Raw genomic sequence first — 18,236 nt, 5'->3', positions numbered from 1 at the left:
AATAGTTTGTTGCGCATTTTTGCTCGACGCATGAACGCCGAAAAGCGCGCCAGGCCATGCAACTGGCCTGACGCGCTCACCATGTGGGGCACGGCGCAAGGTTTAAATCTGGAACCGTATCGGCACTTTTTGAATTAGGCCCGTTCAGGCGGCTCTGGACTGGTTTTCCCCCATGGCCCGGCTCTGGACGTGCCGGATCAGACCGGGCTCGCTTTGGGGGACATCCAGCATGCGGCCGTTGTCCCGCTTCTGCTCACTGAGCGCGTAAGGGAACAGCACAACGTCGAGTTCCCCGATTGCCGCCAAGACGTGATCATCAGGCGCCTTTCCGGAGAGGAGCCGCGCCAGCGCTGCAGCGAGGTCGACACCGATATGCTGCCCGAGATGATGCACCGGCACCGGCCGCGGATTGCATTCGATCAGGAGGGGCTCGCCCGTGTCCGCCGGGATCATGAAGTCGAACGAAACGAAGCCGGTAAAGCCCATCGCTTCCACCATCTTCCTGGCCACATCCTCCATTTGGACATTGGCTTGCAGCTTCACGACCTTGCTTGGTCCGTTGCTGAACACCGGCTCGACCTTGATCCCGGAGAAGCCGCCCACAAGCTGCCCGCGCCAGGCAAGGCCGCTATACATTGCACATTTTCCAGCGATGCCGCTCTGCACATCCATCGGCTTGCCGACCGGATACCAGTCGCGGCCGAACAGCTTCCGGACCAGTGCCTTGGGCTGCGCCATGGCCGGACGAGCCTGCCTGAACGCCTGGCTCAGGGCTGCTTCATCAGCGCATGCGCTCACGCCAAGGCCGGCCCAGCTGAATGACTGCTTGAGATAGACGGGATAGCCCAGCGAGTTCGCGGCCAGCACGGCATCCTCAAGCCTATCGACCGTCCGGCCTTCCGGCACCGCAATCCCGAGGCTGCGGGCGAGCGCCATTGTGTCGGACTTGAACAGGCTCGCGTCGAACCCGGCAGGGCTGCCGAGCGATGCGGTGATGATGGCCCGGACGTAAGGCCCGATCAGCGATTTGCAGCGTCCGCCCGCTAGTGCCTGCAACACGATGACAGCCTGCTCATCAGCCGGAATGATCAGCTTGGGCGGCGAATCCGTGATCGCCTCAACCAGCGCCGCCGCGATCGAGCGGATATTGCGCGAGGCTGGCAGCGCATGAAGCGCGCGCAGGAAAGCGCTCTGTGCGAGGAGATGATCGCTGGGGCACAGCGCCGCCACCGACAGGCCTGCCTCATGCAGCATCTGCGGGAAGCGCGCCGGGCCGTAGCGGCCGTCTTCGATCGAGAAAATCAGGATGTCCATGCGGGGACCTTTATGGAGAGAACGTGTGGTGATGCTCTCTTCAAAGCAGGTGCCGTGCCAGATAGAATTATCTTATAGATTCATTGTGATAGGGAAACTGGCCGCGCAACGGCGTTGCATATTGCGAAGGCAGTGCAAGCGGTCTGTGCATTTTGCGGATTCACCCTGCAAAATCGATTGCAATCTGCGCAGGATGGAACCGGCATGACCGCTCCATGACTGCAAAATAAGGACTTTCCCCTAACTGGCACGCTTTTTGAAACTGCACCGGAAACGCCCCCTTTTCGGAGTCCATCTCGTGCCATTGCGCCTCATCCAGAAAGCCGAGCACCGTATCGGTCCGCACTTCGCGCAGCTCGCGCGGGGTCTGGGCAGCTATGGCAGCGCGGAAGTGGCCACGCGCATGGTGCGGCTCCTGACGACCGTGGTCATCGCGCGCAGCCTGGCCCCCGCGATTGTCGGCGAAGCCGCGCTGGCGTTGACCGTGTTCGAACTGGTGCGCGTGCTCGAACGGATCGGCACCGGCCAGCAGATCGTGCAGGCCGAGGCCAGCGAGCTCGCGGCAACCTGCAATTCGGTCCAGCGCTTCTACGCCGGCTGGACCGGTGCGCTGATGATCGTGCAGCTGCTCGTGGCAGCGCTTCTGGCGCTCGTGTTCGACCGGACCACCGCAGCCGCGATGCTGGCGGTGCTGACGCTGGTCTATCCCTTCATGGCGGGCGGCCATGTGCAGTTCTATCTCGCCATGCGCGCGGGGCTGGTATCGCGGCTGGCACGGATCGGGGCGAGCCAGTCCATCGCCGACCAGCTGCTTACCGCTGCGCTGCTGCTGATCTGGCCGAGCCCCTGGTCTATCGTGCTCCCCAAGCTGCTGACGGCGCCGCTCTGGCTGATCCTTGCGCGCCGTGCCGCGCCCTGGCAGCCGGATCGCGCTGCCGGCCGGATCCCGGCTGCGCGGATGCTGCGGTATGCCGGGCCGATCATGCTGGCCGACGGGATGACCGCACTGCGCACGCAAGGCGATAACCTGATCATCGCCGCCGTGCTGGGCACTTCCGCGCTGGGGACATACTACTTCGCATTCAACGCGGGCGTCGGGATCATCAGCTCGCTGGTCACCGCCTTCGGCAGCGTCGCATTCCCGATGCTCTGCGGGGCCAAGGCCGGTCCTGCCCGCATCAGCATGCTGCGCCGCATCGCGCTTGGCGGCGCCGCCGTGTTCGTGCCCATCGTCGCGCTGCAGGCGCTGGCCGCGCCGCTTTATGTGCCGCTGGTGTTCGGCGCGCACTGGGCCTTTGCCGCCCCGCTCATTGCCATCCTCTGCCTTGCCGGCGTGCCGCTGCTGGTGGCCCAGATCACCGGCTGCTGGCTGCGCGCTGAAGGCAAGGTCGGCACCGATGCCGCTAACAGCACGCTCACCTGTGTGCTGGCGCTGGGCGGACTGTGGCTCGGCGCGCACTTTGGCGAGCTCAGGTTCGCAGTCCTCGGCCTGATCGCAGGTCAGACCCTGGGCGCTCTCTGGAACGGTGCCCGCGTCCTGCTTCCGGCGCTTGACCTGCCGCGTTTTCACATCCTTCGTTCGGAGTCCCGCTCATGATCGCCTCCCCTTGCCTGCCCGCCACCCCGGCCGACGCATTTGCCGGCATTCGCCCCGAGATTTCGGTTGTCGTGCCCGTCTACAACGCAGCCGCCACCATTGCCGAGACGATCGGCTCCGTCCTTTCCCAGACGTTTCCCTGCTTCGAGATCATCGCCGTCGATGACGGGTCGTCAGACACGAGCCTGGAAATCCTGCTCGCCATCGCGGCGCAGGAACCGCGCCTCCGTGTGATATCGCAGCGCAACGGCGGCGTTTCCTCGGCCCGCAATCTTGGCGTCGAGATCGCGGCAGCACCGCTTGTCGCATTCCTCGATGCAGACGATCTGTGGGCGCCGGGAAAGCTGGCCCACCACATCGCCCTGCACCGCGATGAGCCGGTGCTTGCCGCGAGCTACGCCCGCATCGCCTTCATCGCGCGCGATGCCGATACGCTCGAGGGCGCACGGACCATCTCGACGCTGTGCCCCCACGCGCCGCGACTTGCCGACGTGCTGGGCGAAAACCCGGTCTGCACCGCTTCCAATCTTGTCGTGCGCCGCGACTGGTTCATCACGCTGGGCGGGTTCGACCAGCGCCTCAAGTTTGCCGAGGACCAGGAATTCGTCGCCCGGCTGGTTTCGCGCGGCGGCAAGGTCGATGGCATCGACGGGGTGCTGACCGGCTACCGTTTCAGCCCGGACGGCCTCTCGATGGATCATGCGCAAATGCATGCGGGATGGCGCGTTCTGGTCGATCGCTACATCGATGATGCCGCGATCCGCGCCTCGCTCGAAGCGCTCTATTGCCGCTACCTTGCGCGCCGCCTCCTGCGCTCGGGCGGCAACCCGCTGCGGGCGCTGAAGTTCGTCGTGCGCGGGCTGCGCCTCGATGCGCGCAGCTTCATGGCCGAGCGGCAGCGCGGGATTGCCACGGTGCTTGCCGCCTGTGTCGCCCCCCTCATCCCGGCCGCGATGCGCCGCCGCATCTTCGCCTGAACATTCGCCCGTCAGCCAGAAAGTCACAGCCATGAACGCCCTTCAGATCAACGCCGATGCCGCCCCCCGCGTCTCGGTCGTCATGCCCGTCTACAATGTCGAGGCCTACGTCGCCGAAGCGATCCGCTCGGTGCTGGCGCAGACCTTCACCGATTTCGAGCTGAACATTGTCGATGATGGCGGCTCCGATGCTTCGATGGAGATCTGCCGGTCGTTTTCCGATCCCCGCATCACCATCGTGTCGCAGCGCAACCGCGGCCTTGCCGGCGCGCGCAACACGGGCATCGCCGCTTCGCGCGGCGAATTCGTCGCGCTGCTTGATTCCGATGACCGCTGGCTGCCCGAAAAGCTGATGCTGCACGTCATCCACCTCGACAATGCGCCGAAGATCGGCGTCAGCTTTGCGCCCTCGCGCTTCATCGACGCCGCAGGCCAGCCGCTGCGCATCGTCCAGCGGCCCAAGCTCAAGGGCATCGCCGCCAAGGACATCTTCTGCCGCAATCCGGTGGGCAACGGCTCGGCACCGGTGCTGCGGCGATCGGCGCTCGATACGGTTGCCTTTGCGCATCCGGACGAGCGGAGCCGCACGTGCTGGTTCGATGAAACGCTCCGCCAGTCCGAAGACATCGAGATGTGGCTCAGGCTTTCGCTGACGGGCGGTGTACGCTTCGAAGGCATTGCTGCGGTGCTGACCGAGTACCGCATCGGCGGTAGCGGCCTCTCCGCGCAGATCCTGCGCCAATACGAATCGTGGCAGGGCGTGGTCGCGCGGATGGAACGCTATGCGCCCGAATTCGCCGCCCGCCATGTCGCCCGGGCCCGCGCCTATCAGCTGCGCTACCTCGCGCGCCGCGCGATCCAGCTCGGCGATGCCGGGATGGCAATGGCGCTGCTGCGCGGTGCCGCCATGAGCAGCCTCCGGCCGCTGCTGGAGGAACCGGCCAAATCGCTGACCACTCTCGCCGCCGCACTGGTGGGCCGCATGATCGGGCCTGACCACTTTGCCCGCCTCGCCGGGCGCGCCGCCGGTGGGCAGCTCGTCGCATGACTTCCGCCCTTGCGCCCACCACGCGTCTGCGTGTCGCCAATCTGCTCGACGATTGTTCGCTGGGCGGCGTCACGCGCGCGCTCGGCGTGTTCGAAGCGGAAGCCTTGTGTCAGATCGCCGAGGCATCGACGATCGTCGTGCCTCCCGCCACGATGGTCGCACCGCGCATTGCCGCCGACGTGATCATTACGCACTTCCCGCCCAACTGGCGCCGGCTGGCGCTCCTGGCGAGCCTGAAGCTGCGCAATCCCAAAGCGCGCATCATCCATGTCGAGCATAGCTACACCCGCGCGTGGGAAGCCATCCATGTCGCCAGCAAGTCGCGCTTCCGCGCCATGTTGTGGCTGGCGATGCGGCTGGTCGACCAGATCGTCTGCGTCTCGCACGCGCAAGCCGAGTGGCTGCAGGAAGCAGCCGGGATCAGCGCCGATCGGATCACGGTGATCCACCCCCATGCAGAGAACCCCGGCCTTGCCGATCTGCCTTTGCCCGAACCGGGCGAGCGCTTGCAGATCGGTGCCTATGGCCGCTTTTGCGAACAGAAGGGCTTCGACATCCTGATCGCCGCCTTCCGCAAAGGCTGGTTTCCCGATTGCGATCTCGTCCTCGGCGGCTTCGGCGAGGACAAGATGAAGCTGCGGGCGCTGGCGGGCAATTGCCCGGCGATCCGCTTCACCGGCAAGGTCGATGACGTGGCGACGTTCCTGCAAGCTTGCGATGTCGTTGCGGTGCCCTCACGCTGGGAAGCTTACGGTATGGTCGCCAACGAAGCGCGTGAAGCCGGGCGCCCCATCTTGGTCGCGCCGGTCGATGGCCTCATCGAACAAGCGGCAGGCGCGGGCGAAGTGGTTGATTTCACCGATGGAGAATCGATCGAAGCGGCGCTTGGCGCGCTGTGGCCCGCAAACTTGCGCGAACTTGCCAGACAAGCGCGTGCCTCGGTGCGCAACTGCCACGAGGTGCGCCTGATGCAATGGTCTGCGCTCCTGCGATCAGCTCCGGCCAAGTCGCAAAGCGAGAAGCGTCCCGCCGTGATGCGAACGGCGCCGCACTAGAAAGGACTTTGTCGACCGCGAGGCATCTTCCCCCGCCCTGGCGACGTATTCTTCATGTGTGATGGCGGCCGGGAGTTCGGCCGCCCCATGGAGACTGCAATGCCGCCCGAGCCGTCCGGCCCCTGCACACGCGATGCCCGGCAGCGCCCGGGCCGCGCACGATGGCGTTACCTCGGCGCTGGCGCTGTCATCCTGCTTGCCGCAGAGGCGATCATGCCCGCACCCGCCCGCGCGCAAGACAGCGGTTTCCCGCCGCAGACCGATCCCAGGCAGCCGGATGAAATCGTGGTCTATGGCCGCGCGATAGCGCAGATCGGCATCGCCACTTCGGGATCGCAAGGCATCGTGGGGTACAAGGATTTCGCCGACAGGCCGCTCTCGCGGGTCGGCGAACTGGTCGAGAACGTGCCGGGCGTGATCGCGACCCAGCATTCGGGCACGGGCAAAGCCAATCAGTATTTCCTGCGCGGATTCAATCTCGATCACGGCACCGATTTTGCGGGGTTTGTCGATGGTGTGCCGATCAACCTGCGCACGCACGGCCACGGCCAGGGCTATCTCGATCTCAATTTCCTGATCCCCGAACTGGTCAAGCGGATCGACTATCGCAAGGGCCCGTACTTTGCCGATGTCGGGGATTTCTCCGCCGCGGGGACCGTCAGGTTCACCACCGCCGATCGTATCGAGCCGATGGCCCAGGTCACCGCCGGGAGCTTCGGCTATTACCGCGCGCTGGCAGCGGGCAGCACCGCCTTTGCCGGGGGCGATCTGTTGCTGGGTCTGGACGGCACGGTATCTGACGGCCCGTGGGTGCTGGACGAGCGGCTACGCAAGGTGAACGCGCTCGTGAAGTATTCCCGCGCCGGGTTCAGCCTCGGCTTGACCGCCTATCGCGCCACGTGGAACTCGACCGATCAGGTGCCGCTCCGCGCGATCACCAGCGGCTTGATCAGCCGGTTCGGAAATATCGACCCCTACCTTGGCGGCGAGACGACGCGGATCGGGCTGACCGGCAACGGCCGCTTCGGCAATACCGAGGTCAATCTCTATGGCCTCTATTACCGCTTCCGGCTGACGTCCAACTTCACCTATTTCCTCGACGATCCGGTCAACGGCGACGAGTTCCAGCAGCGCGACCAGCGCGGCGTGTTCGGGGGTTCGATCCGGCACACGCTCTCATCAAGGCTCGCTGGCGTTCCCGTTACCTACACCTTCGGCGGCGATGCGCGGTATGATCATATCGGCAAGATCGGGCTCTATCACACGCAGAAGGGCGTGGTGATCGGCACGGTCCGGCAGGACCGGGTGGAGGAATACAGCGCAGCCCTCTACGGCGAGATGACCGCAGCGCTGACCAGCCGGCTGCGTCTGGTCCTTGGCCTGCGCGGCGATCTTTATGGCTATACCATTCAGGCCGAGACGCAGGCCGCCAATTCGGGGCGCGGTTCGGACGCGATCCTCGGGCCGAAGGCAGCGCTGGCGTGGCGCGCGGCCAATCACTTCGAACTCTATGCCAACTACGGCGAGAGCTTCCATTCGAATGACGTGCGCGGCGCCACGATCACGGTCGACCCCAGAAGCGGCGATCCAGCCAGCCGGGTTCCAGTGCTGGTGAAGGCGCGCGGCGGGGAATTGGGCGCGCGCGCCGAATATCCGCGCTTCAACGCCTCGATCGTCGGCTATTACCTCACGCTGGGCTCCGAACTGGTCTTCTCCGGCGATGGCGGAACGACCGAGCCGAACGATGCGACTCGCCGCTACGGTGCCGAAGCCACGCTGTTCTGGCGCCCCGCCGCGTGGCTGGCGCTTGATGGCTCTGCGGCGATTACCCACGCACGGTTTCATGGCGTCGCGCCCGGGCAGGACCGGATCCCCAATTCGGCAAGCACCGTTCTTGCTGGCGGCGCCACGCTCGATCTTGGCCACGGGATCAGCGGATCGGTGCGGCTGCGCCACTTCGGCAGCGCGCCGCTGGTCGAAGACGGCAGCGCGCGCTCCCGTCCGACAACCTTGGTCAATCTTGGTGGATACGCCGCGCTGGGGCGGCTGAAGCTGGGGATCGATGTCCTCAATGCCTTCGATGCGAAGTCTGCCGACATCACCTATTTCTACACCTCGCGCTTGCAGGGCGAACCCGCCGGCGGCGTGGATGACTATCACCTCCACCCGGTGGAGCCGCGCCAGGTGCGGGTCAGCCTTCACTACGCATTCTGAGCTCCCGAGAGCAAAACGGCCGCTGCGGAATAACCCCGCAGCGGCCGCTTCTGTCTGGAGTGGGACCGGGCCACGTGGGCCCGGTCCACCCAGTCACTTTGGCCCGGTCACTTTGGCCCGGTCACTTCGTCGGCAGAGCCTTCGGCGTTGCCGCCGGATCGACCGGCACAACGTCGTCGGCCTTCACATCGGCCGGAACCGAATCCGGCGATGCGTTGTAGGCCTTGCTGAACCCGGTCCCGAACTGCTCCTCGAACGCCGGGGTCGGCGTCGGGGTGGGCGTCGGCGTCGGGACGGTGTTGCCCGAACAACCAGCGAGCCCCGCCACCAGGCCGGAGACCACCAAGATCAACGCGATCTTTCCCATGATGCTATTCCTTTCGGAGACGGCGCTCACTGACCAACCCGGTGCGCGGAAAGCGGCGTGCCGGGCAGCGGGGCGTTGAGGTAAGGGAAGCTGCCTTGCACGTCATTGGCGCTGATCGGCGCGCCATCGGTGTAGGCAACCGTCCCGGTCGGCGCATCGGCAGGCTTGCACAGGCCAAGGTCGGTCGGCGCACCGTTCGCGCCAATCGGCACGGGATGGCACAGCGCACCCATCGCCACGCGCAGGGTGATGTCGACCGTGTCATCGCCCGGACGACGACCGTTCGGGTAACCTGCAAGGTCGCCCGCGGCGACACCGAGGTTGGCCTGCTTGGCCTGCGGCGTGGGCGCGACACCGGTGTTCAGGCGCATCATTTCCGAAGGCGTGACGGTGCCGAGCTGGTTCAGGCCCTTGAACCCGGTGAGGAACGTGGTGACGAGGTCGTTGCGCGGGAAGTTGGTCGGCGCCAGCGTCTTGAAGTTCGCCCCGGCGAGCTTGTTCACCGGCGCGAGGAACAGCTGGTTGAGCACTTCCGGATAAGTCGGGTTGGTGACGTACGTCGCGAACTGTCCGTCATCCTTGGGTTCCGAAGCGTTGAACTTGTCCTTGTCGGGCAAACCGATGACGAGTTCGTTCACCAGCGGCATGCCAAGACGCGAGACCTGCGTATAGGCACCGCCCGAACGGGTCGGCGCGGCATAGCTCGCCTTGGGATCGACCAGACGCGCCTGCGGCAGGCTGGCCGTCTGCCATCCGCCGATCACGCCGTTGCCACCCTGCGCCGCGAGGCACTTGATCGGCACTTCCATCGCGACGCTGGTGACGTTCTTCTTGCCGACCAGTTCGTCATTCGCGCGGTTCTGGGTGATACCGAACGGGAAGCCGCCCTTGTCGCCCGCGCCGGCAGAGGAATCGCCTTCGATCGGCACGAAGTTGACCATGTCGAAGATGCCGCCAAGGTTCACCGCAAAGGCTTCGGCCCGCTGGCCGACAAACACGCGGCCGGGCATCGCGCAGCCGGGGATGTTCACGTTGTAGATGAACTGGTTGGCGTACTTGTTGTAGTCGGGGAAGGTCTTCACGCCGGTGTTGTCGAGCGGCTTGATGAAGGTGGCGCCGCCGCCCGAGGCATTGGTGATCGCCTCACGCTTGCCGGAGTGGCGATCGCCCGTGATCAGGGTGACGGTGTAGGATTCGACTTCGGCGGTATTCGGGTCGGTCGTCTTGGTGACCGGGCCGCTCTGGCGCAGCGCGGTCGGCACGTTGGTGCCGCCAATGTTGAGCATCAGGCCGCCGTTCTGGAGCGTGTTGCTGAACTTGAACTGATAGGTGAGATGTTCCTTGGCATCGCCGACATTGTCGATGTGGATTTCATAGACTGCGTCAGGGTCCATGGTGAAGTAGTTGGGACCGCCGCCCGGATCCTGGAGCGGCTGATAGTTTGCGATCAGCGTGACATAGTCTTCCCGGCCCGGCTCGTAGCTTCTGAACATGTAGAAGTCGGTCGAGTCCGTCTTGGGCGACTTGGTGATGCCGGGGGCTTCACGGTGGCTGGAAGCAAAGCTGGTTGAGGGATTGGCGACCATGAAGGTTGACGCCAGGATGAGCCCAACGAGTTTTCGTGTTTGCGCTTTCACTGTAATCTCCGGGGATGTGGGTCGATCCCCTCGTGGGACCGCATCCCTGATACGCAGCGGCTCGAAATCCGGATCACATGCGGAAAAGATGGCGCGAAAATAAATCGGGGGTGGGGCAATCGCCCGCCAGCTTACTGGCTCGACGCCAGATCTCCCCAGCGCCATTGGCCCGAGCCGATCACGATCGTCACAGTCTTGGAGCCGCCATTGACGAACAGGAATTGCGGGCCCGGATTCAGCTCGGCGAGGCATTCGGGTTTCGCCGCGGCAATCTCGCGCAGAACAATGGTCCGCAGCATCGCCGAACCGGGATCGGCCGCATCCGGGGCAACCCAGTGGCCGTCCCACAGCAGCAGCGCCCCCGCGACGGACAGCGATTGTTCCGGAACGCTGCCCACCGCCACTTGCGCAAAGGGGTTGGTCTGGAGATCAGTCGCCAGATCCTGCGCCAGAGTGCAGGGATCGCCCGCTCCGTGCCGCCCCGATAGCGGCTCGAAGGTTTGCGCGCTCGCCTGATCCGGCAAGGTGCCGGGATCCGGAGCGATTACAGGCTGTGCCGCTGCGGGCGGGCCATGCGTGATGAACTTCGGCTTCGGGGTATGCGATGCCTTGGCCTTTGCGGGGCGGTGCGATGCCTGGGCCGCGGTGGCGGACTGCAGCGCAATGACCGAAAGCCCCAAAGCGTTGCCGCTGACGCCCCTGCCGCCGGAGCCGCCCGTCGCCGCGCCCAGAAACAGCACCCAGAACAGCAGCATCAGCTCGAGCGCCAGCACGCCCAGCGAAAGCGCGAACGACACGAGCCGCCGCCGCCGCGCTGCCGGCTGCGCGGACCGGAACATCATTGATCGCTGCATGCCTGCCGCACCCCTTTCCTGGACCGAATGGGAACCTGAAAGGTCTACGAAAGGATCTTGCGAACGGATGCTTTGGCCGTCCGGCGGCTTCAAGGGTCAGCACTAGCAAGCTCTCGTAAATCCGGGCAGCGTATCGTAATTCTGAAATGCCACGTAAGACCCTCTGCACATGGGGGGAGGAGCGAGGTTCGGACATGACAACGACACAAGGCTCCGTGCCCGAAAGCGGGCCATCCAGTTCCGGCGCGGGCGATGCCCGCTGGCAAGCAGTTGAAGCGCGCATCAGCGCGATGGCGGCTGCACGTCCGCGAATGACGGTGACCAGAGACGCGGAAGTCTGGTTCAGCATCGCGCCGGGGGTGCAGAAGCGCCAACTTTACGTCGATGCCGATGCCGGGTGGGAATCGTTTTTCCTGAAGCTCGAACCCGGTGCCGAGCTCGCACCGCATCGGCACACTGCAACCGAGGAAGGTCTGGTCCTTTCCGGCGAAGTCATGATCGACGGCGAGGTCTTGCGCGAAGGTGATCTGCATATCGCCTTCGCCGGGCATGATCATGGCCTGCTGCGCAGCGAGATCGGCGCGCTCCTCTATATTCGCGGCCCGCTGGCGCCGCTCGAAGACCTTGATCTGAGCGATCCGCTCATCCCCTGAGGTACAATCCTGCCCGCCCAAGTCGGGCCGCAAAAAAACCGCACACGCCCCGCTGCATCCCATCGCAATGCCTCTGCGTATTGAAGGTGTTGGCCCCGCCGGGTCGGCGGACACAAGTTTGTGACGGGTGCCGAAAACATGCCGAATACGTCAGGAACAGCGGCTCAGGCTGCAGCCATGGACCGGTTCGACTACGCCCTGGCCCGCTTGCTCTGCGCTGCCGCCGCCGGCGATAAGCGGGCGTTCCGGGCGCTTTATGAAGCGACCAACCGGCGCCTGCACACCATCGCACTGCGGATCGTCGGCAATCCCTTGCTCGCCGAAGACGTGACGCAGGAGACTTACGTCCGCGTCTGGACTCAGGCCCGGCAGTTCGATCCGGCCAAAGGCGCCGCCATGGCGTGGCTCTCTCGCATTACCCGCAATGCCGCGATCGATCTGATGCGTCGCAACCGCAGGCCGATGGAGGATATTGCCGATCACGCCGATCATCTCGCATCGCTGCCCGATCCGGTGATCGAGCGGCTCGACATGTTCAGCGGGTTTTCGCGGTTGCCCGAAAAGCAGCGCGAAGTCCTGACGCTCGCGCTGATCTATGGCTACACGCACGAGGAACTGGCCGCGGTGCTGCGCGTGCCGATCGGCACGACCAAGGCGCGGATGCGGCGCGGCGTGCGGCAGCTGCGGGTCTTCTTCGACGAGGCGGCGCTGACGTCCTGACCGCCCGCACCCGGTCAGTCCATGTGATCGGGCATGTACCCCGGGGTCGGGATCAGCGTCAGCACCATCTCCATCCCGGCAATCGCCATCAACCAGCTGGCGACGACTTTCAGCGCGATGCCCCGCTCGGCCTGCACCAGCCAGCGTGCCGGCACGCAGAGCAGTACCAATGGCAGGGCGATCAGCAGGTTGGACGCATGTCCGTCCGTCTGCACCACTTGTCCGGCCCACAAGCCCGCATTAGCGCCCAGCGCAAGCGCGCCCGCGCGGGCCAGGCCCCTTGGCAGATGGACGCAGGCGGTCAGGATCAGGGTGCTGAACCAGCAGCCAGAAAAGATCACGTCTTCATGCCCAGGCGGGATCGGCAGCAGCAGGGCCAAGCCCGCACCGGCCAGCGAGGCCGCTACCGCAGCTGCCGCCGTGCGCGCCGTTGCAAAGCCCAGCGGCAGGGCGAGCGAAACGCACAGCATCGCAGCAGGGAGCAGACTATCGCGCATCACAGCACCGCGCTGGTCAGAAAGTAGAGCCCCGCCGCGCCGATTGCCGCGCCAAGCCCCTTGACCAGCATCCGGCCGCGCGCCGTCTCATGCAGCGCGCCAAGCGCGATCCCCGCGATATGCAGCATCCCGGTGCTGAGCACGAAGCCGGCGCTGTAGCCGATCGGATCGGCGGCCGAGGGCAGTTCGCGGCCATGCGCATAGCCGTGAAACAGCGCAAACACGCCCACCATCACGCAGGCCAGCCACACCGGCGGGCGCAGCCCCAGCGCAATCGCGGTGCCGAGCATGAGCACGGAAACCGCGATGCCAAGCTCGACCGGCGGCACCGGCACGCCGAACATCCCCAGCATCGCTCCACCCGCCATCATGGCCGGGAAGATCACCGGCAAGGCCACCAGCAGCGGCCGCCCGAGCACTGCGCCCCACAGCCCGACCGAAACCATCGCCAGCAAGTGATCCGGGCCGCTGAGCGGATGGAGCACACCGGCAACGAACCCGCCCGCAAGGCCCGTGCCCGAGTGCGCGCTGGCAGGCGTCGCCCACGCGCCCGCGAGCAGCACGGCACAAGCCAAGCGCCACTGCAGCGCCGGGACAGACTTTTTTGCCCTGACCTGCACCTGAAACGCATCCGGCTGCGTATCCATGGCATCGCTTGGGAGGTTTCGAGACCGTGTCATTGTCAAACCTTGTCGCTGCAGAGAATGCCAGCCTTACGCACCGGCTCGCGAAAACGATGCCTTCGGCCCGCAGGTCCTTGCGGCGTGGGCTGGTGGCAACACTCGCCGCGCTGGCGCTCCCCGGTTTGGCGCTGGCGCACGATTTCTGGATCCAGCCGAACGCCTTCTGGCTTGCGCCCGGCGGCACCACTTCAATGTCGATCCTTGTCGGCCATGGCAGCTTCCGCTCGAAGTCGCTGATCGAGGCAAACCGCATCACCCGGTTCGACCGCTTCGGACCCGATGGCCGCAGCGACCGCCGCGCCGAACTGAAGCTGGGGTCCGCGACAACCGACACCACGCTGCATTTCGGGCCGGCAGGCGAATATATGTTTGCGCTGGCGACCAATGCGACGCCCAGCGAACTGCCGGGCCTGCGCTTTACCGATTATCTCAAGGCCGAAGGGCTCACTCCCGCGCTGACCCTGCGCGCGCAGACCGGCACGAACGACGCCCCCGGGCGCGAGCTTTATTCGCGGCGGGCCAAGGCGCTGATCCAGGTGGGAAGCGGCGGCAAGGCCAGCGCCATCGCAACGCAGCGCCTCGGCCTCAGCCTCGAACTGGTGCTCGAACGCGATCCCTATGCCCTGCCCCCCGGTGCCGATCTGCCGGTGCGCGTGTTCTTCGAGGGCAGGCCGCTCACGGGTGGCACGGTGAAACTCAACAACCTCGATTTCGACGAGCGCCCGCTTGCCACGCGGGTGACCGACGGTGCCGGACGGGCAATATTTCGCGTGCCGCGCATCGGAAACTGGCAGCTCAACGTAGTCTGGACGAAGCCGATCAAGGGCAATCCCAAAGCCGATTTCGAAACCACGTTTTCGAGCCTGACCTTCGGATACCCTCGGCCCCAGACGCCTCGCCGCGCGTCTTGAGGCTGCCGGGGGGCCTGGCTTGCGGATGAAGGGAACAGCGGAAGGGCGATCGAGGTCGCGCCGCAGGAAAGGGATCGTGCGATGGTGGTGCGGGTCGGCGTTTGGAGTGTGGGAGCAGGCGCATTTGCCGCCTTCGCGCTTGCTGCGCCCGCGGCGGCGCAAGTGATCGAAATCGGCAGCGATGGCCAGACCAGCGTCTATGCCGGGCCAACCCAGTTCAGCGCGGAAGGCAGCCGCGCCATCGCGCTGCCGGCCCCGGTTCAGGAGACCAGCCTGACACCTGCCCCGCACGCCGAGGCCGCCGCGCGCGCCGGGCTGGCGGCCGGTGTCAGCCCCGCTCTTGTCGAAGCCGTGGCCTGGCAGGAATCGCGGTTCCGGCCCGGGCTGATCTCTCGCGCAGGCGCCATCGGCGAAATGCAGCTGATGCCCGCCACCGCGCGCGCGCTGGGCGTCGATCCCTACGACACCGCCCAGAACTATCAGGGCGGCTCGCGCTATCTCGCGCAATTGATGCGGCGCTATCGCGGCGATCTCGTGCTCAGCCTCGCCGCCTACAACGCTGGCCCCGGCGCGGTCGATCGCTGGCATGGTGTCCCGCCCTTTCGCGAGACACGCGCCTACGTCGGCGCCGTGCTGGGCCGGCTCAGCCGCACCGTCGCAGGCAGCAACACCAGATACAAACGGAGGACCAATCGATGAAACCGCTTCGGCGCCCGCGCCAGCTTGCCCGCATACTGCCCGCCGCCCTTGGCCTGCTGTGGAGCACCATGGCTCACGCCCAGTCCGCCTCGCTCGATCCGGCGGGATCGGGGGTGATCGTCTCCGCTGTCGATTGGGTTCAAGGCACGCTGCTCGGCGCGGTGGCAACCTCGCTGGCGGTGATTGCCGTCGGCGCGACGGGGCTCGGCATGCTGTCCGGCCGCATTGACTGGAGGCGCGGCGCGACCGTGATCCTGGGGTGCTTCATCGTGTTCGGTGCCGCCGCAATCGTCGCCGGCATCAAGTCCGCCGCGTCCGGCCCCGGGATTTGATGGAGCCCTTGCGGTGATCACACAGCTCGCCCGCGATCCGGTGTTCGGCGCACTCACGCGCCCGCAGATGTTTGCGGGCGTCACCTACAGCTTCTTCGTGCTCAACGCCGTCATCACAATGGAGGCGTTCCTCATCACCAAGTCGTTCATGGTGCTGCTGCTGTCGCTGATGATCCACCTCGGCGGCTATCTCGCTTGCCTGCGCGAGCCGCGCTTCTTCGATCTGTGGCTGACCAAACTGGCGCAATGTTCGCGTGGGCGCAATCACGCCTACTGGCGCTGCAATTCGTACTGTCCCTGAGCGATGCTGGCCCGCACATCACACATCGACCAGACCCCCCAGTTCGCGCGGGAGCGATCGGCCGGGGCCAACCTGCCCTATGCCCGCGCGCTCGACGATGCCACGATCGAGCTGCGTGATGGGCGGATGATGCAGGTCGTCCGGCTCACCGGGTTCCCGTTCGAAACGGCGGATTCGGACGAGCTGAACTACCGCAAGACACTGCGCGAGACGATGCTGCGCGGCATCGCCGATGCTCGCTTCGCGCTCTATCACCATGTCGTGCGCCGCGAAGTGCAGCCGGAGTTCGAAGGAACGTTTGCCGATCCCTTCAGCCAGTCACTCGATGCCGCCTGGCGCGCCAAGCTTTCCAGCCGCAAGCTCTACGTCAACGACCTCTTCATCACGCTCGTGCGGCGTCCGCTGCCGGGCCGGATCGGGTTCCTCCAGAACCTGCTCCGGGGCAGCAGCCGCGCCGAAGCCGATGCGCGCCGGATGCGCGATCTGGTCGCGCTTAATGCAGCGCGCGACATTCTGCTCTCCTCGCTCGAATCCTACGGCGCGCGGCTGCTCACCAGCTATGACGGGCCCGCCGGGCGCTGTTCGGAACCGCTCGAGTTTCTCGCCCTGCTCTATGGCGGCGATCTGCGCCGGGTGATCGAGCCGGGCGGCGATTTCGGCCACTATCTCCCCGATCGCCGGATCAGCTTCGGAGCAGACGCACTGGAGCTGTCGGCCACCGCAGATGCGCCGCGCCGCTTTGCCGCGATGGTCTCGATCAAGGACTATCCCGCGCAGACCGTGCCCGGCATGTTCGATGACCTCCTGCGCCTTCCCGCCGAAATGGTGCTGAGCGAGAGCTTCGCCTTCGTCGACCGGCAAGCGACGCTCGACCGGATGAACCTTGCGCTGCGCCGGATGAAAGCCGCCGATGACGAGGCACTGAGCCAGCGCCACGAACTGGCGCTCGCCAAGGACGATGTCGCGGCGGGCCGCTCCGGCTATGGCGAGCATCACATGACTGTCATGGTCAAGGCAGACAGCCTTGAAACACTCAATTTCGCTGCTGCCGATGTGCAGACTGCCTTCACCGAACTGGGCGTGATCGCGGTGCGCGAGGACGTCAATCTCGAGGCCGCATACTGGGCGCAGTTTCCCGGCAATTTCAAATTCATTGCCCGCCGGGCACTGGTGTCGAGCGGCAATTTCGCCAGTCTCGCCAGTGGCCATTGCTTCCCTTCGGGCTCGGCGCGAGGCAACCACTGGGGCTCGGCGATTACCGTGCTCGAGACGACTTCGGCGGGGCCTTACTACTTCAATTTCCACAAGGGCGATCTCGGCAACTTCACCGTGATCGGCCCCTCGGGCGCGGGCAAGACCGTGGTGATGGGCTTCCTACTCGCGCAGGCGCAGAAGCTTTCGCCGCGCACCATCTACTTCGACAAGGATCGCGGCGCGGAGATTTTCCTGCGCGCCATTGGCGGGCGCTACGATCTGCTGCGCCCCGGCATCGCGACCGGGCTCAACCCGCTGCTGCTCGATGAAAATCCCACCAACCGGCGCTTCCTGTGCGATTGGGTGGCCAAGCTGGTGACCGGCACCGGCCCGGCGCTCGACGCGGATGATCTGGCGCGCATCGCCGATGCGGTCGATGCCAATTTCAGCCAGCCGCGCGCGCTCAGGCGGCTGCGCTACTTTGTCGAGCTGTTCCGCGGACGCGGGCGCCCGACCACGCTCGATCTCGCGGCGCGCCTGGCACCGTGGTGCGGCCAGGGCGATTATGCCTGGCTGTTCGACAACGAGGAAGACGCGCTCGATCTCGATGTCGCGACGCTTGGCTTCGACATGACGCAGATCCTCGACGATCCCGCCGCCCGCACGCCGGTGATGATGTATCTGTTCCACCGGGTCGAGCAGCGGCTCGATGGCACGCCGAGCATCATCGTGATCGATGAAGGCTGGAAGGCGCTCGACGATCCGGCCTTCGTGATGCGGATCAAGGATTGGGAAAAGACCATCCGCAAGCGCAACGGCATTGTCGGCTTCTGCACGCAAAGCGCGTCGGACGCGCTGACCAGCAAGATATCCAGCGCGATCATCGAACAGGCCGCAACGCAGATCTTCATGGTCAATCCCAAGGCGCAGGCGGTCGATTATTGCGACGGCTTCGGCCTGACCGCGCATGAGTTCGATCTCATCCGCACCTTGCCCGATACCGCGCGCTGCTTCCTCATCAAGCATGGCAACGACAGTGTGATTGCCCGGCTCAACCTGGGCGGCATGCCCGATCTCCTGACCGTGCTGTCTGGCCGCGAAAGCACCGTGCGCCGCCTCGACGCGATCCGCGCCGAAGTGGGCGACGATCCGGCGCAGTGGCTGCCCCGGCTCCTGGCCTAAC

At 65.6% G+C, this 18,236-nt stretch carries 18 protein-coding genes; 12 read left to right on the top strand and 6 right to left on the bottom strand.

Annotation, left to right across the window (positions count from 1 at the left end):
- Positions 1-144: 144 nt before the first annotated feature.
- Positions 145-1,314, bottom strand: coding sequence for a hypothetical protein (locus tag ACO056_RS05655; protein WP_421853083.1), 1,170 nt, complete (start codon positions 1,312-1,314; stop codon positions 145-147).
- A gap of 298 nt (positions 1,315-1,612) precedes the next feature.
- Between ACO056_RS05655 and ACO056_RS05650 the strand changes: the two genes are divergently transcribed.
- The 5 genes from ACO056_RS05650 (at position 1,613) to ACO056_RS05630 (ending at position 8,205) form a co-directional block, all read left to right on the top strand.
- A complete protein-coding gene (locus ACO056_RS05650) occupies positions 1,613-2,911 on the top strand; it encodes an oligosaccharide flippase family protein (RefSeq protein ID WP_421853080.1) in 1,299 nt (432 codons plus the stop codon).
- Positions 2,908-3,888 carry a glycosyltransferase family 2 protein gene (locus ACO056_RS05645; protein WP_421853077.1) on the top strand — a complete coding sequence of 327 codons (981 nt, stop codon included), beginning with the start codon at positions 2,908-2,910 and terminating at the stop codon, positions 3,886-3,888. The genes ACO056_RS05650 and ACO056_RS05645 overlap by 4 nt, the downstream gene beginning before the upstream one ends.
- 31 nt (positions 3,889-3,919) lie before the next feature.
- A complete protein-coding gene (locus ACO056_RS05640) occupies positions 3,920-4,936 on the top strand; it encodes a glycosyltransferase family 2 protein (protein ID WP_421853074.1) in 1,017 nt (338 codons plus the stop codon).
- Entirely contained in the window at positions 4,933-5,991 is a 1,059-nt protein-coding gene (locus ACO056_RS05635; RefSeq protein ID WP_421853071.1) for a glycosyltransferase family 4 protein, read from the top strand. The genes ACO056_RS05640 and ACO056_RS05635 overlap by 4 nt, the downstream gene beginning before the upstream one ends.
- 87 nt (positions 5,992-6,078) lie before the next feature.
- A complete protein-coding gene (locus tag ACO056_RS05630; RefSeq protein ID WP_421853068.1) occupies positions 6,079-8,205 on the top strand; it encodes a TonB-dependent receptor in 2,127 nt (708 codons plus the stop codon).
- A gap of 121 nt (positions 8,206-8,326) precedes the next feature.
- On the opposite strand, the gene ACO056_RS05625 is transcribed toward ACO056_RS05630, so the two are convergent.
- The 3 genes from ACO056_RS05625 to ACO056_RS05615 all read right to left on the bottom strand — a co-directional run bounded on the left by ACO056_RS05625 (position 8,327) and on the right by ACO056_RS05615 (position 11,063).
- The gene (locus ACO056_RS05625; RefSeq protein ID WP_421853065.1) at positions 8,327-8,572 is read right to left on the bottom strand and encodes a hypothetical protein; all 246 of its coding nucleotides are present in this window, start codon (positions 8,570-8,572) and stop codon (positions 8,327-8,329) included.
- Positions 8,573-8,598: 26 nt separating this feature from the next.
- Entirely contained in the window at positions 8,599-10,158 is a 1,560-nt protein-coding gene (locus tag ACO056_RS05620) for a DUF4331 domain-containing protein (RefSeq protein WP_421853062.1), read from the bottom strand.
- A gap of 182 nt (positions 10,159-10,340) precedes the next feature.
- Positions 10,341-11,063, bottom strand: a complete 723-nt coding sequence (locus ACO056_RS05615) for a hypothetical protein (protein WP_421853059.1) — start codon at positions 11,061-11,063, stop codon at positions 10,341-10,343.
- A 194-nt stretch (positions 11,064-11,257) separates the two neighbouring features.
- On the opposite strand from ACO056_RS05615, the gene ACO056_RS05610 reads away from it, so the two are divergent.
- Together ACO056_RS05610 and ACO056_RS05605 are read left to right on the top strand one after the other, a co-directional pair.
- A complete protein-coding gene (locus tag ACO056_RS05610) occupies positions 11,258-11,716 on the top strand; it encodes a cupin domain-containing protein (protein WP_421853056.1) in 459 nt (152 codons plus the stop codon).
- 177 nt (positions 11,717-11,893) lie between these two features.
- The gene (locus tag ACO056_RS05605; RefSeq protein ID WP_421853053.1) at positions 11,894-12,436 is read left to right on the top strand and encodes an RNA polymerase sigma factor; all 543 of its coding nucleotides are present in this window, start codon (positions 11,894-11,896) and stop codon (positions 12,434-12,436) included.
- Between the two features lie 14 nt (positions 12,437-12,450).
- On the opposite strand, the gene ACO056_RS05600 is transcribed toward ACO056_RS05605, so the two are convergent.
- Both ACO056_RS05600 and ACO056_RS05595 read right to left on the bottom strand, forming a co-directional pair.
- On the bottom strand, positions 12,451-12,933 hold the full coding sequence (locus ACO056_RS05600; protein ID WP_421853051.1) for a hypothetical protein: 483 nt from the start codon (positions 12,931-12,933) through the stop codon (positions 12,451-12,453).
- The gene (locus ACO056_RS05595) at positions 12,933-13,580 is read right to left on the bottom strand and encodes a HupE/UreJ family protein (protein ID WP_421853048.1); all 648 of its coding nucleotides are present in this window, start codon (positions 13,578-13,580) and stop codon (positions 12,933-12,935) included. Before ACO056_RS05595 ends, ACO056_RS05600 begins: the two co-directional genes overlap by 1 nt.
- Positions 13,581-13,705: 125 nt before the next feature.
- Here ACO056_RS05595 and ACO056_RS05590 point away from each other — a divergent pair, with 125 nt between their 5' ends.
- From ACO056_RS05590 to ACO056_RS05570, 5 genes are all read left to right on the top strand, one after another.
- The gene (locus ACO056_RS05590; protein ID WP_421853045.1) at positions 13,706-14,527 is read left to right on the top strand and encodes a DUF4198 domain-containing protein; all 822 of its coding nucleotides are present in this window, start codon (positions 13,706-13,708) and stop codon (positions 14,525-14,527) included.
- Positions 14,528-14,608: 81 nt separating this feature from the next.
- Positions 14,609-15,226, top strand: coding sequence for a lytic transglycosylase domain-containing protein (locus tag ACO056_RS05585; RefSeq protein WP_421853042.1), 618 nt, complete (start codon positions 14,609-14,611; stop codon positions 15,224-15,226).
- Positions 15,223-15,558: a TrbC/VirB2 family protein gene (locus ACO056_RS05580; RefSeq protein ID WP_421853039.1), complete on the top strand. Its 336-nt coding sequence runs from the start codon at positions 15,223-15,225 to the stop codon at positions 15,556-15,558. Before ACO056_RS05585 ends, ACO056_RS05580 begins: the two co-directional genes overlap by 4 nt.
- Before the next feature lie 16 nt (positions 15,559-15,574).
- The gene (locus tag ACO056_RS05575) at positions 15,575-15,859 is read left to right on the top strand and encodes a type IV secretion system protein VirB3 (protein ID WP_421855312.1); all 285 of its coding nucleotides are present in this window, start codon (positions 15,575-15,577) and stop codon (positions 15,857-15,859) included.
- Between the two features lie 3 nt (positions 15,860-15,862).
- Entirely contained in the window at positions 15,863-18,235 is a 2,373-nt protein-coding gene (locus ACO056_RS05570) for a VirB4 family type IV secretion/conjugal transfer ATPase (protein ID WP_421853036.1), read from the top strand.
- Position 18,236: the final 1 nt, after the last annotated feature.

This window comes from Novosphingobium sp. (assembly GCF_965228995.1).
Lineage (GTDB): Bacteria > Pseudomonadota > Alphaproteobacteria > Sphingomonadales > Sphingomonadaceae > Novosphingobium.
This window is presented reverse-complemented; position numbering and strand designations above follow the sequence as displayed.

Excerpts from the sequence above, each read along its gene's own strand:
- ACO056_RS05645 (WP_421853077.1), top strand. The coding sequence starts at position 2,908 with ATGATCGCCTCCCCTTGCCTGCCCGCCACCCCGGCCGACGCATTTGCC.
- ACO056_RS05635 (WP_421853071.1), top strand. The coding sequence starts at position 4,933 with ATGACTTCCGCCCTTGCGCCCACCACGCGTCTGCGTGTCGCCAATCTG.
- ACO056_RS05585 (WP_421853042.1), top strand. The coding sequence starts at position 14,609 with ATGGTGGTGCGGGTCGGCGTTTGGAGTGTGGGAGCAGGCGCATTTGCC.
- ACO056_RS05610 (WP_421853056.1), top strand. The coding sequence starts at position 11,258 with ATGACAACGACACAAGGCTCCGTGCCCGAAAGCGGGCCATCCAGTTCC.
- ACO056_RS05655 (WP_421853083.1), bottom strand. The coding sequence starts at position 1,314 with ATGGACATCCTGATTTTCTCGATCGAAGACGGCCGCTACGGCCCGGCG.
- ACO056_RS05605 (WP_421853053.1), top strand. The coding sequence starts at position 11,894 with ATGGACCGGTTCGACTACGCCCTGGCCCGCTTGCTCTGCGCTGCCGCC.
- ACO056_RS05595 (WP_421853048.1), bottom strand. The coding sequence starts at position 13,580 with ATGGATACGCAGCCGGATGCGTTTCAGGTGCAGGTCAGGGCAAAAAAG.
- ACO056_RS05615 (WP_421853059.1), bottom strand. The coding sequence starts at position 11,063 with ATGCAGCGATCAATGATGTTCCGGTCCGCGCAGCCGGCAGCGCGGCGG.
- ACO056_RS05640 (WP_421853074.1), top strand. The coding sequence starts at position 3,920 with ATGAACGCCCTTCAGATCAACGCCGATGCCGCCCCCCGCGTCTCGGTC.
- ACO056_RS05620 (WP_421853062.1), bottom strand. The coding sequence starts at position 10,158 with ATGGTCGCCAATCCCTCAACCAGCTTTGCTTCCAGCCACCGTGAAGCC.
- ACO056_RS05580 (WP_421853039.1), top strand. The coding sequence starts at position 15,223 with ATGAAACCGCTTCGGCGCCCGCGCCAGCTTGCCCGCATACTGCCCGCC.
- ACO056_RS05630 (WP_421853068.1), top strand. The coding sequence starts at position 6,079 with ATGGAGACTGCAATGCCGCCCGAGCCGTCCGGCCCCTGCACACGCGAT.
- ACO056_RS05625 (WP_421853065.1), bottom strand. The coding sequence starts at position 8,572 with ATGGGAAAGATCGCGTTGATCTTGGTGGTCTCCGGCCTGGTGGCGGGG.
- ACO056_RS05570 (WP_421853036.1), top strand. The coding sequence starts at position 15,863 with ATGCTGGCCCGCACATCACACATCGACCAGACCCCCCAGTTCGCGCGG.
- ACO056_RS05600 (WP_421853051.1), bottom strand. The coding sequence starts at position 12,933 with ATGCGCGATAGTCTGCTCCCTGCTGCGATGCTGTGCGTTTCGCTCGCC.